The sequence below is a fragment of the Lysobacter korlensis genome (assembly GCF_042434515.1).
Genome location: NZ_JBHLTG010000002.1, coordinates 432,724 through 445,055, shown reverse-complemented (window position 1 = coordinate 445,055; position 12,332 = coordinate 432,724). Strand labels below are relative to the sequence as shown.

At 69.6% G+C, this 12,332-nt stretch carries 11 protein-coding genes; 3 read left to right on the top strand and 8 right to left on the bottom strand.

The annotated features are described in order from the left end of the window. Positions 1-7: 7 nt before the first annotated feature. Positions 8-235, top strand: coding sequence for a DUF3072 domain-containing protein (locus ACFFGH_RS11490; protein WP_386668339.1), 228 nt, complete (start codon positions 8-10; stop codon positions 233-235). A gap of 3 nt (positions 236-238) precedes the next feature. Here the strand turns inward: ACFFGH_RS11490 and ACFFGH_RS11485 are convergent, their stop codons facing one another. The 3 genes from ACFFGH_RS11485 to ACFFGH_RS11475 are packed head-to-tail and all read right to left on the bottom strand — an operon-like array spanning position 239 to position 1,521. Continuing rightward, positions 239-736: a metallophosphoesterase family protein gene (locus tag ACFFGH_RS11485; protein WP_386668337.1), complete on the bottom strand. Its 498-nt coding sequence runs from the start codon at positions 734-736 to the stop codon at positions 239-241. 7 nt (positions 737-743) lie between these two features. Beyond that, positions 744-953 (bottom strand): hypervirulence associated TUDOR domain-containing protein, encoded by a 210-nt coding sequence (locus ACFFGH_RS11480; RefSeq protein ID WP_386668335.1) that lies wholly within the window; start codon positions 951-953, stop codon positions 744-746. A 16-nt stretch (positions 954-969) separates the two neighbouring features. Next, complete coding sequence (locus ACFFGH_RS11475) at positions 970-1,521, bottom strand: iron transporter (protein ID WP_386668333.1); 552 nt, start codon at positions 1,519-1,521, stop codon at positions 970-972. 139 nt (positions 1,522-1,660) lie between these two features. Here ACFFGH_RS11475 and ACFFGH_RS11470 point away from each other — a divergent pair, with 139 nt between their 5' ends. Next, the gene (locus ACFFGH_RS11470) at positions 1,661-3,112 is read left to right on the top strand and encodes a phytoene desaturase family protein (protein ID WP_386668331.1); all 1,452 of its coding nucleotides are present in this window, start codon (positions 1,661-1,663) and stop codon (positions 3,110-3,112) included. 141 nt (positions 3,113-3,253) lie between these two features. Next, positions 3,254-4,528, top strand: a complete 1,275-nt coding sequence (locus ACFFGH_RS11465; RefSeq protein WP_386668329.1) for a serine/threonine-protein kinase — start codon at positions 3,254-3,256, stop codon at positions 4,526-4,528. A gap of 28 nt (positions 4,529-4,556) precedes the next feature. On the opposite strand, the gene ACFFGH_RS11460 is transcribed toward ACFFGH_RS11465, so the two are convergent. From ACFFGH_RS11460 to glgX, 5 genes are read right to left on the bottom strand one after another with little or no spacing between them, the layout of a single operon-like run. Then, on the bottom strand, positions 4,557-4,796 hold the full coding sequence (locus tag ACFFGH_RS11460; protein WP_386668327.1) for a hypothetical protein: 240 nt from the start codon (positions 4,794-4,796) through the stop codon (positions 4,557-4,559). A gap of 28 nt (positions 4,797-4,824) precedes the next feature. Continuing rightward, positions 4,825-5,793, bottom strand: a complete 969-nt coding sequence (locus tag ACFFGH_RS11455; protein ID WP_386668325.1) for a TIGR03557 family F420-dependent LLM class oxidoreductase — start codon at positions 5,791-5,793, stop codon at positions 4,825-4,827. A 49-nt stretch (positions 5,794-5,842) separates the two neighbouring features. Continuing rightward, entirely contained in the window at positions 5,843-7,609 is a 1,767-nt protein-coding gene (gene treZ / locus ACFFGH_RS11450; protein WP_386668323.1) for a malto-oligosyltrehalose trehalohydrolase, read from the bottom strand. 21 nt (positions 7,610-7,630) lie between these two features. Then, positions 7,631-9,922, bottom strand: a complete 2,292-nt coding sequence (gene treY / locus ACFFGH_RS11445) for a malto-oligosyltrehalose synthase (protein ID WP_386668321.1) — start codon at positions 9,920-9,922, stop codon at positions 7,631-7,633. Continuing rightward, on the bottom strand, positions 9,919-12,162 hold the full coding sequence (gene glgX / locus ACFFGH_RS11440) for a glycogen debranching protein GlgX (protein WP_386668319.1): 2,244 nt from the start codon (positions 12,160-12,162) through the stop codon (positions 9,919-9,921). The genes treY and glgX overlap by 4 nt, the downstream gene beginning before the upstream one ends. Positions 12,163-12,332 lie beyond the last annotated feature (170 nt).

The window sequence follows — 12,332 nt, the reverse complement described above, 5'->3', positions numbered from 1 at the left end:
TCGGAGCATGTCTGATTCCAACGAGACCATCGGTGCGGCGAGCCCCGGCGCCGACCCGGCCGCCAAGGACCCGTCCGACTGGGTCACCGGCGACGAGCCGATGACCGCCTCGCAGAAGAGCTACCTCGACACACTTGCACGGGAAGCAGGCGAACAGCTCCCCGCCGACCTCACGAAGGCGCAGGCGTCCGAGCACATCGAGCGGCTGCAGCAGCAGACCGGCCGCGGCGCCTAGAGTTCACAGGCGCCGGAGGGTCACATCACGCAGGCTGCCGGAGTCGGCGACCGCGGTGAGGTAGGTGCGGTGCGGCTGGCGTCGGCGGTCGGTGGGGGAGCCGGGGTTCAGCAGGCGCAGCCCGCGCGGGCTGACGCTGTCCCACGGGATGTGGCTGTGACCGAAGACGAGCACGTCCGTGTCCGGGAACGCGTCGTCCGCGCGGCGCTCGCGGCCGGCCGCGGGTCCTGTCTCGTGGGTCATCGCGAACCGCAGCCCGTCGAGCTCCAGCCGGGTGGTCTCCGGCAGCCGCGCCCGGAGCTCCCGGCCGTCGTTGTTGCCCCAGACCCCGATCACCCGTGCGGCTCGCTGCTCCAGGACATCCAGAAGCGCGAGGTCGACCCAGTCGCCGGCATGGAACACCACGTCGGCCTCGTCGACGGCGCGCCACACCTCGTCCGGCAGCACGCGCGCCCGCTTCGGCACGTGGGTGTCGGCGATCAGCAGCAGCCGCGTCGGCATCCGCTCGTCACTCGACGGTCAGCGCGGTGCCCTTGTGCGCCGCGCGCTTGCCGCTCTTCTCGCTCTCCACGACGAACGCCGGCTCGTCCTCGCTCGCGGTGAAGTGCTGCCCCTCGAACTGGAAGTCCTTCGTCTTCCTCTCCAGCACTTTGCCGCGGGTCTGCCCCTGCGACGTGTTCCAGGTCACCGTGTCCCCGACGGAGGGTGTCTTCGCCATCAGCGCCTCTCCCTGCTCATCCCTGGCCCCGCTCGATCTGCACGTTCTTGAACTCCACTTCCTCCTCCTTCAGGAACCGCTTCCCGTTCACCTCGTCGTGGCGCATGATCGTCGGCGGCTCGACCCGTACCCGCAGCGTGTACTTGCCGTCGGCCGGGACGGTCCAATTGCGGCCGTAGTGGTAGATCATCGGATGCCACAGCAGCGGCTGCTCGTGCGTTCCGACCTCCTTGCCGTCGGGATCGATCACGGTGACGAAGACCTTCACGGCGGGCACGAACCGTCCGTCGGACGCGTCCCGGACCGAGACCTCGATGTGCACGTTCTCGTCGTCCGGCTCCTCCCAGTGCAGCTCGCCGTCGTGCCACATGTACATCCCCTCGGCCTCTTCGACCGCGTAGCCGATCCGGTAGTGCCCGGCCGGCTTCTCCGCGCCGCCGTGCGCGACGCTTTCGATCATGTGCTCGAGGGCTGCGCCGTAGGCGTCGCCTTGCGCCTTCGCCAGCTTGAGCTGAGTGGCGTCGGCCTCGTCGGTGTTCGGGTCCATCGGCGGCTTCTTGTCGGCCATGTGCGGTCCTTCCTGCGGTTTCCTCCACGCTCGCAAACCCCGTCCGGACCGGCAACGGCACCCGGGCAACCGGCGGAAACCTGCCAGCTAGCCGCGGGCAGTCGGGGACGATCCAGCGGGGGGTGGGATACTGACCGCAATGGATGCGATCATCGTCGGATCCGGCCCGAACGGCCTGGCAGCCGCCGTCACTCTGGCGCGAGCGGGTCTGTCGGTGCGCGTCTACGAGGGCGCAGACACCATCGGCGGCGGTGCACGCACGGCGGAGCTGACGCTGCCGGGGTTCGCCCACGACGTGTGCTCCGCCGTGCATCCCATGGCGTTCAGCTCGCCGTTCTTCCGCGAGTTCGGGCTGATCGACCGTGTGCAGCTGGTCGCGCCCGAGATCTCCTACGCGCAGCCCCTCGACGGAGGCCGGGCGGCGATCGCCTACCGGGACCTCGACCGGACCGCGGAGGAGCTCGGCCGGGACGGACCGGCGTGGAGGCGGCTCTTCGGCCCGCTGGTGGAGCACGTCGAGCGCGTGTCCGAGTTCAGCGGGGCATCGATGCTGCGCATTCCCCGGTCGCCGATCACGGCGGTGCGGTTCGGTCTTCGCGTGCTGGAGCAGGGAAGCCCTGCCTGGAATCTCCGCTGGCGGGAGGACGCGGCCCCTGCGCTCCTCACGGGGGTGTTCTCGCACACGATCCAGCGCATGCCGAGCCTCGGGTCGGCGGCCGCGGGGCTGGTCCTCGCCACCCATGCGCACGCCGCCGGGTGGCCGATTCCCGTCGGCGGGAGCCAGGCGATCGTGGACGCGATGGCGGACGAGGTGACCGCCCTGGGCGGAGAGATCGTGACCGGCACCATGGTGACGTCCCTGGACGAGCTGCCTCCCGCCCGCGCTGTGCTGCTCGACACCAGCACCCGAGCGTTCCTGGAGCTTGCAGGGGAGCGGGTGCCGAAACGCTACGCGAGGCGGCTGAACCGGTTCCGGTTCGGCAATGCGGCGGCCAAGGTGGACTTCGCCCTTTCCGGGCCGGTGCCCTGGGCCGTCCCGGAGCTCGCCGCGGCCGGGACCGTGCACGTCGGCGGCACCCGGGCGGAGCTGGCCAGGGCGGAGGCCGACGTTGCCGACGGCAGGCATCCGGAGCGCCCATACGTGCTCGTGTCGCAGCCCGGAGTCGTCGATCCCGGTCGCGCGCCGGGGGCGCAGCAGACCCTGTGGACCTACACCCACGTGCCGCGGGGGTCGACGGCGGACGTGACGGAGGCGATCACGGCGCAGCTGGAGCGGTTCGCGCCCGGCTTCCGCGACGTGGTGCTTGCGAGCACGATCACCAGCGCCGCCGAGCTGGAGCGGTACAACCCGAACTACGTCGGCGGGGACATCGCCAGCGGCGACGTGGACGTCATCCAGCTGCTCGCCCGGCCGGTGCTTTCCCGCCACCCGTGGCGGACGCCCGTCGAGGGCGTGTACCTGTGCTCGGCGGCGACACCGCCGGGGCCAGGCGTGCACGGGATGGCCGGGTTCCACGCGGCGCAGCTGGCCCTCCGGGACCGGTTCGGCGTCCGTGAGGACGCCCGCGAGAAAATCGGCGCAGTACTTTAGCCAAGCGGGTCCTCCGAAGCAAGACCTGAGCCGCAAATGCCCCGAAATTCGAGGCCGACCCTAAACTTGTCTCACGCGCGCGACCACGAGTCGTGCGTCAGCTGGCGAGACGGAACAGTCTTCGAGTCGGGAAGCAGTGGGATGCCGCATCGCGTGAACCACCTGGTCGGGGGCCGGTATCGCATCCACACGCCCCTCGGCTCAGGCGGCATGGGTTCGGTCTATCAAGCCACCGACGAGACGCTCGGCCGTGAGGTCGCGGTCAAGGTCTTCCGTGAGGTGCCGTCCTCCGAGGTCGAGTGGATGCGCCAGGAGCGCGAGATCCAGCTGCTCGCGACGCTGAACCATCCCGGACTGATCAGCCTCCACGATGCCGGCGTGCACGTCTTCGGCGACGAGACTCGGCTCTATCTCGTCATGGAGCTCATGTCGGACCCGACGCTCGACGTCCGCATGGCGGAGGGGCCGATGCCGCCGCACGACGTCGCATCGATCGGTGCGCAGGTCGCCGAGGCATTGGCCTACATCCACTCGCGCGGCGTGGTGCACCGGGACGTGAAGCCCGCCAACATCCTGATCAACGACGTCGCCGGGATGGCGTTCCACCGGGTCGCGAAGCTGACCGACTTCGGCATCGCCAGCTTCTCGGGCGGTCAGAACTACACCGCCGAGGGCGTGCTGCTCGGCACCGCCAGCTACATGAGCACGGAGCAGGTCAACCGCGGTCCGATCACCCCCGCCACCGACATCTACTCGCTCGGTCTGGTGCTCCTCGAGGCGCTCACGGGCGAGCGGCCGTTCCCCGGCACCGCGGTCGAGAGTCTCGCCGCGCGGATCAACGGCGACCCATACATCCCCGACACCCTGGCTCCGCAGTGGCGGGACCTCATCCGGCGGATGACGGACCGCGACCCGGAGAAGCGTCCGAAGGCCGCCACGATCTCACGGGTGCTGCGCGGCGCCTCCGAGATGATGTCGGGCGAAGACCGGTTCGGTGCGACCGCCGCCGCGCGTGACGAGTCGGCGGCGGCGCAAGAGCGCCCCGTCACGGCGAGCGCCCGTCGCCGGTCGCTGAGCGGCGTCGAGGTCGGCGTGCTCGTCATCGCCGTCGGGATCATCTCGTGGATCGCCGGGGTCAACGCCGGCACCATGATCGCCTCCAGCCCGCCCACGATGGCGGAGACACCTGCGGCTGTGGTCGATCTGACCGGCGACGAGTCCGCGGATCTCGCGGCATTCCGCTCCAGCCTGGACGTCATCGTCGATCAGGGCGGCAGCGGCGACGACGTGCTCGGGTATCTCGACGCGCTGGAGCTCAACGCCGAGCAGGCGGAGCGGCAGGGTCAGATCACGCAGGACGAGCTCGACCTCTTCCGCGGCGAGCTCGACGACGCACGCGCCGGCATCGCCGGCTGACGCATCGCGCGAAGCGATCCCGTCCGGCTCAAGGCGCGTCCGGGTTGCCTTCCGGGGTGTCCTGCAGCGACGGGTCCGTGGCGGCGGGATCCTCGGCCGCCGCGCCGGGTCCGGAGCGCGAGACGTCCTGGTCGTCGTCCCTGCCCCAGGCGTTTTCTCCTATCGCGTCGATCGAGCGGATCGCGTCCTGAAGCTCCGGTGATGCGTTCGGGTGCGACTGGGAGCCGCTGCTCCCCTCCGCGTCGGGCTGCTCGGTGTCGGTCGTCATCGTCCGTTCTCCCTTCTTCCGTGGGCGCTCACAGCGCCTGAAGCTTCTCCAGCAGCGGGCCGGCCGCATTCTCGAGGAACTCGTCCTGCTTCTCGTCGCCGATCTGCACGATCGCGAGGTCGGTGAAGCCCGCCTCGAGGTATGGCCGGAGACTCTCGGCCAGCTCGTCCAGATCCGGCCCGCATGGAATGGCCTCGGCGATGTCGTCCGGACGCACCAGCTCGCCCACGGCACTGAAGCCGGCGGGTGTGGGCAGGTCGGCGTTCACGGCGAAGCCGGTCAGCGACCAGCGGAACTGATCATGGGCGCGGGCGACCGCGGCCTCTCGATCGGGATCCCAGCAGATCGGCACCTGGCCGATCACGCGCGAGCCCGAATCGCCCTTCATCCCGCGCCACTGCTCGACGACGTCCGGGTCCGGCTCGATGGCGATGAGGTGATCGCCGTGCGGCGCGAGACGCTCCATCGATTTCTCCCCGGACACGGCCATCCCGATCGGCACGCCGCCCTCCGGAACATCCCACAGGCGTGCGGAGTCGACCCGGAAGTAGTTCCCCTCCCAGGTGACGAGGTCGCCGGTGAAGAGCTCGCGGATGATCTGCACCGCCTCCTCGAGCATGTCCTGGCGCTGGTCGACGGGGGGCCAGCCCTCGCCGGTGATGTGCTCGTTGAGGTTCTCGCCGGAGCCGAGCCCGAGCAGGAACCTGCCATCGGACAGCAGGCTCATCGTCGCCGCCTTCTGCGCGACCACCGCGGGGTGGTAGCGGATGGTCGGGCAGGTGATGTACGTGGCGAGGTCCACCCGCTCGGTCGCCTGCGCGACGGCGCCGAGGACACTCCAGGCGTACGGCGCGTGCCCTTGTGACATCAGCCAGGGGGAGTAGTGGTCGCTCATCAGCTCGAAGTCGTAGCCGAGGCGCTCCGCCTGGACCGCGTAGCGGACGAGGTCCTTCGGGCCGCTCTGCTCGGTCATGAGGGTGTAGCCGAATCGGGTCATCGCTCCTCCTGCTCAAGTGCTTCCGACGGTGTGGCGAGTGGCCACGATCTCACGGGCGCAGTATCACTCCGCTGTGCGGCGCGAGCACGAGCCCGGCCGCGGTCTCGCGTACCGAGACGGTCTCGAAGAGCACCGCCTGTGGCGCGGTCAGGGACATCTCCTCGTCGGAGAGGTTCACGACGATCTCGAGATCGCCGCGGCGCAGCCGGAACCAGCGCGGGTCCTCGCCCGCCTGGGCCGACAGCCGGTCGAACCGCGGGTCGGTGAGCTCCGGATGTGACTTCCGCAGCCGGGCCAGCTCGCGGTACACGTCGAGGATCCGGGTGTGCCGGCTGTCCTCGCCCCCGCTCGACGGGTACGGCTCGTCCCAGTTCAGCTTCGACCGGGTGAAGGTCGCCGGATCCTGTGGGTCCGGCACGACGTCCGGGTCCCAGCCCATCTCCTCGAACTCGGCGATGCGTCCCTCGGCGGTCGCCTTGCCGAGCTCCGGCTCCGGATGCGAGGTGAAGAACTGCCAGGGGGTGGACGCTGCCCACTCCTCGCCCATGAACAGCATCGGCGTGAAGGGCGCCGCCAGGGTGAGCAGCGCGGCCAGCGCGAGCCGCCCCTCGTCCAGCGTGGCGGTCAGCCGGTCGCCGGTCGCCCGGTTGCCGATCTGGTCGTGGTCCTGCGCGAAGGTGACGAGCCGCCAGGTGGGGATGCGCGGGTCGATCGGGACGCCGTGATTCCGCTTCCGGAACGACGAGTAGGTGCCGTCGTGGAAAAACCCCTTCGTGGAGGTCTTGACCAGCGCCTCCAGCGGCTCGAAGTCCGCGTAATATCCCGCGGTCTCCCGGGTGAGCGCCACGTGCAGGGCATGGTGGTAGTCGTCGCTCCACTGCGCGGTGAGGCCGTACCCGCCCGCTTCCCGTGCGGTGATGAGCTTCGGGTCGTTCATGTCCGACTCCGCGATCAGGGTGAGCGGGCGGCCGAGATGCGCACTCAGCGCGTCCACCTCCTCGCTGAGCTCCTGCAGGATGTGCTTCTCGCTCGTGTCGACGAGTGCGTGCACCGCGTCGAGCCGCAGTCCATCCACGTGGTAGTCCCGCAGCCACATCAGCGCGTTGTCGAGGATGAAGCGCCGCACCGCCGGCTCGTCGAGGTTGACCGACGAGCCCCAGGTGTTCTTGCTCTCCTCGTGCAGGTAGGGACCGAACTTCGGCAGGTAGTTGCCGCTCGGGCCGAGGTGGTTGTAGACGACATCCTGGATCACCGCGATGCCGCGGGCATGGCACGCCTCGACGAACCGCTGGTACGCCTGCGGGCCGCCGTAGCCCTCGCTGACCGTGTACCAGAGCACACCGTCGTAGCCCCAGTTGTAGGTGCCGTTGAAGCCGTTGACCGGCAGGAGCTCGACGAAGTCGACTCCGATGGACACCAGGTGGTCGAGGCGCTCGATCGCGGAGTCGAGGGTCCCCTCCGGCGTGAAGGTGCCGATGTGCAGCTCGTAGATCAGCCCGCCGGCGAGCTGCCGACCCGTCCACGTGGTGTCCGTCCACGCGTACGCGGAGAGGTCGACCGTGCGGCTCAGCATGTGCACGCCCTCCGGCTGCCGCCGCGAGCGCGGGTCGGGCGTCGGCGTGTCCTCGTCGTCGAGAAGGTAGCCGTAGTCCTGCTCCGCGCTCATCAGCAGCGCGTCGTCCTCCGGCGTCCACCAGCCGTCGTTCAGCCGCTGCATCGGATAGCGCTCGCCGTCCAGCAGCAGGGTCAGGCGCTTCGCCTTCGGCGCCCACACGTCGAAGGTGGTGCGGTCGAGGCCGCTGGCCACGAAAGTCATGTTCTCCTCCTTCAGTTCGGCTTACGGCTCGGTGGGCGCGAGCAGCGCCACCGGGTATGTGTCGAGGATGTCGCCCACGCGGAGCAGCCCGCCGGGGAACCGCCGGCCGGTGATCACGTCGGTCATCGGGCGTCCGGGGACGGCCACCGCGGTGTCGCCCCATCCGCCGTGGCGCTCGAGGCCCACCGGCAGGCGGGTCGCCAGGGTGATCGCGCCTCCGCGGTCGAAGGCGACGAGGTGGTCGGCCGCCTCGCCGACGACCGGGACCGCCGTGTACCTGGTGAACAGCTCCGTCCGGTCGCGACGCAGCCGCAGCGCGCGCGAGGTCACGAGCAGCTTCGCCGCGGCGCCCGCATCCACCGGGGGAAGGGCACCGCCGGCGTCGAGGTCGGCCAGGATGCGGCGGCGCTCCTCGAAGTCGACCGGGCGTCGGTTGTCGGGGTCGACGAGTGAGGTCTCCCACAGCTCGCTGCCCTGGTACACGTCCGGCACGCCGGGCGCGGTCAGCTGGATCAGCTTCGCCGACAGCGAGTTGGACCAGCCGTAGCCCGCGATCTCGTCGGCGAAGCCGCCGAGCAGCCCGGCGACCTCGCGGTTGTCGAATGCGGCGTCGACCATGGCGTGCATGCGCGCCTCGAACTCCTCGTTCGGGGCGGTCCACGTCGTCGATGAGCCGGCCTCGCGCGACGCCTTCTCGGCGTAGGCGTGGAGGCGCTCACGTGATGCCGGCCAGGCTCCGACGAAGCTCGACCAGAGCAGGTTCTCCAGCACACCGTCGCCCACCGGTGCGAGCCGCCGCAGCTCACCGAGCACCTCGGCCCAGCGCTCCGGGAGCTCTGCGAGCACGTCGATCCGAGCGCGGGTGTCCTCGCCGCGCTTGGTGTCGTGCGTCGAGAGGGCGGTCATCGAGAGCGGGAAACCGGCGTGCCGCGCCGCCTGTCTGCGGTGGAACTCGTCCGGGCCGATGGCGAACTCCGACGGGTCGCCGCCCACCTCGGTCAGCGAGCTGAGGCGGCTGAACCGGTAGAACGCGGTGTCCTCCACGCCTTTGGCCATCACCATGCCGGAGGTCTGCTGGAACCGGATCGCCGCGGGATGCGCGGGGTCACCGAGGATGGGCAGCAGGGCATGGATCGTGTCGCTGAGGTCCGGCCGGAAGCGGAGGGCGAGCTCCGCCGCGTGCTGCAGGTGTTCCGCGCCGACGGGGAGGTAGGAGCGGTAGACGGGGAAGCAGGCGAGCAGCTCTGCGAGGGCGTCCGCCGCGTCGAGCTCCGGGATGAGCCGGTCGAGGCGCAGCACCTCGGAGCGGAGGATGCCGTCGGCGATCCCGCGTTTGGTCCCATGGATCAGCACTTCCCACTCCACCGGCGCCGGCGTGCCGCGCAGCTCCGAGTCGAGTGCGTCGAGGCGCTCGCGGCCGGCCGGATCGATCAGCACCCGGTCGATGTCGGCGAGCGCGTCGTAGCCGGTGGTGCCGGCCGTCTGCCAGTGGGCTGGGAGCGTCTCGCCGTGCTCGAGGATCTTCTCGACCAGCACGTACGTGCCGCCGGTGGCTTCGGCGAGCCGGTCGAGGTAGCCGCCGGGATCCTGCAGGCCGTCCGGGTGGTCGACCCGGAGTCCGTCGGCGAGGCCCTCGTGGATCCAGCGCAGGATCTCGGCGTGCGACTCATCGAAGACCCAGGGCTCCTCGACCCGGATGGCCGCGAGGGTGTTGACCGCGAAGAAACGGCGGTAGTTGAGCTCGGCGTCGGCGCGCGTCCAGTGCACCAGCTCGTAGTTCTGGCGGGAGTGCACCTCCTCGGCCGAGGCGCCGTCGTCCGCGGTCCCCGGGGCGATGGGGTACTTGGTGTCGTAGTACCAGAGGCAGCCGTCCCTGACCTCGAGGGGCGGGCTCTCCGTCTCGCCGAGCACCGGAATCCGGATCTTGCCGCCGCCGAACTCCCAGTCGACGTCGAACGCCTCGGCGTACCGGGATGCGCGGCCGTGGGTCAGCAGGTCCCACCACCACGGGTTCTGCGCTGGCGTCGCGACGCCGACGTGGTTCGGGACGATGTCGATCAGGATTCCCAGGCCCCGGTCGCGCGCGGCCGCGCACAGCGCTTCCAACCCTGCAGAACCGCCGCGGGCCGAGTCGATGGAGGAATGGTCGGTCACGTCGTAGCCGTGATCCGAGCCCTGCTCAGCGGTCAGCAGGGGGGAGAGGTAGACCCAGTCCGCACCGAGGGCGGCCAGGTAGTCGAGCACCTCGGCCGCGCGCTGCAGGTCGAAGCTCTGCCGGATCTGCAGCCGATAGGTGGAGATCGGTGCGCTCACGCTTCCGCCTTCCGCTTGGCGGTGGTCTTCTCGGCGGCCGCGGCGACGTCCTCGTTGGTCGGTGCATGGCTGCTCCCGGCCCGTTGGAGCTGCAGCGCCACGGAGGCGGCGGGCGACGGATCCGGCATGATGGCGGGCGCACGGTACTCGCGCAGCACGACGGTGCTGCGGCCCGAGACGATGAACTTCGATCCCGCCGGCCGCTCGTTCGGGTCTGGGGCGTTCGCGGTGTCGACCACGATCTCCCACGAGGCTCCGTATTCCTCAGACGGAAGGGTGAACTCGACGCCCTCGTCGTGGGCGTTGAAGATGACGAGGAAGTTGAGGTCGACGATCCGCTCCCCGCGGATGTCGACGGCGCGGATGCCCTGGCCGTTGAGATACATGCCGACCGACTTGATGTAACCGGTGTCCCAGTCCTCCTCCGTCATCTCCTGCGCCTCGCTGGTGAGCCACACGATGTCGGCGACCGGCTCACCGGCACCCCGTCGCACGGGTCTGCCGTTGAAGAACCGCGGGCGGCGGAACGTCGGGTGCCGGTGCCGCAGTGCCGCGACGCTGGCGGTGAACTCGATGAGCGGGTGGTCGGCGCGGTCCCAGTGCACCCAGCTGAGCTCATTGTCCTGGGCGTAGACGTTGTTGTTGCCGTTCTGGGTGCGGCCGAGCTCGTCGCCGTGCAGGATCATCGGCACGCCCTGCGACAGCAGCAGGGTGGTGAGGAAGTTCCGCTGCTGGCGGGCGCGCTGCTCGAGGATCCCCGGGTCGTCGGTCGGTCCCTCAACGCCGAGGTTGTACGAGCGGTTGTGGGATTCGCCGTCATTGTTGTTCTCGCCGTTGGCCTCGTTGTGCTTCTCGTTGTACGACACCAGGTCGCTCATCGTGAAGCCGTCGTGTGCGGTGACGAAGTTGATCGACGCCGTCGGACGGCGGCCCTCCCACTCGTAGAGGTCCGCCGAGCCGGTGATCCGGGAGGCGAACTCGCCGAGCGTCGCGGGCTCGCCGCGCCAGAAGTCGCGGACCGTGTCGCGGTACTTGCCGTTCCACTCCGACCACTGCGGAGGGAAGTTGCCGACCTGATACCCGCCGGGTCCGATGTCCCAGGGCTCCGCGATCAGCTTCACCTGCGAGACCACCGGGTCCTGCTGCACCAGCTCGAAGAAGGTGGCGAGCCGGTCCACCTCCTCGAACTCGCGCGCGAGGGTGGACGCGAGGTCGAAGCGGAACCCGTCGACGTGCATGTCGAGCACCCAGTAGCGCAGCGAGTCCATGAGCAGCTGCAGCGCGTGCGGGTGCCCGGCGTTCAGGCTGTTGCCGGTGCCGGTGTAGTCCATGTAGAACTTCTGGTCGTCCTCGACGAGCCGGTAGTACGCCCTGTTGTCGATGCCCTTGAACGACAGGGTCGGTCCGAGGTGGTTGCCCTCGGCGGTGTGGTTGTAGACCACGTCGAGGATCACCTCGATGCCGGCCTCGTGCAGGGTCTGCACCATGCCCTTGAACTCCTGCACCTGCGTGCCGAGCTCGCCGGATGCCGAGTAGGCGCTGTGCGGAGCCAGGAACGCGATGGAGTTGTAGCCCCAGTAGTTGCGCTGCCCTCGCTCGAGCAGGTGGCTGTCCTGCACGAACTGATGCACCGGCATGAGCTCCAGCGTGGTGACCCCCAGCCGCTTCAGGTGCTCGATCACCCTCGGGTGGGCGATGCCGGCGTAGGTGCCCCGCAGCTCCTCCGGGATGTCGGGGTGCAGTTGGGTGAGGCCCTTGACGTGCGCCTCGTAGATGATCGTCTCCGCGGCGGGGATGGCGAGCGGGTGGTCGCCCGCCCAGTCGAAGAACGGATTCACCACCACGCCGAGCATCATGTGTGGCGCGGAGTCGTCGTCGTTGCGCGAGTCCTCGTCGCCGAAGTTGTAGCTGAACAGCGACTGGTCCCAGTCGATCTCGCCCGCGGTGGCCTTCGCGTACGGGTCGAGCAGGAGCTTGTTCGGGTTGAAGCGCAGCCCGTTCGCCGGGTCCCACGGTCCGTACAGGCGGTAGCCGTAGCGCTGTCCGGGATGCACGTCGGGCAGGTACACGTGCCAGATGAAGGCGTCCACCTCTCGGACATCGACGCGGCTCTCCACGCCCTCGTCATCGAACAGACAGAGCTCGACTCGCTCCGCGCACTCGCTGAAGATCGCGAAGTTGGTGCCGTTGCCGTCGTAGGTCGCGCCCAGCGGGTATGCCGAGCCTGGCCATGTGTTCACGTAAAGGGTCCTCCTGAAGCCGTCGGCACAACGGTATCCGCCGTTGACTGAACTCTCGCCGTACGTCCAGCAAGCGTCGAGAGAACCTTCAACCGATGGTTGCGGGTGCGGGGCTTGCGCTCCCGCTCCGGCCCGCGGCCTTGGCGTGTCAGCAGGCACGGCCGCGCGCC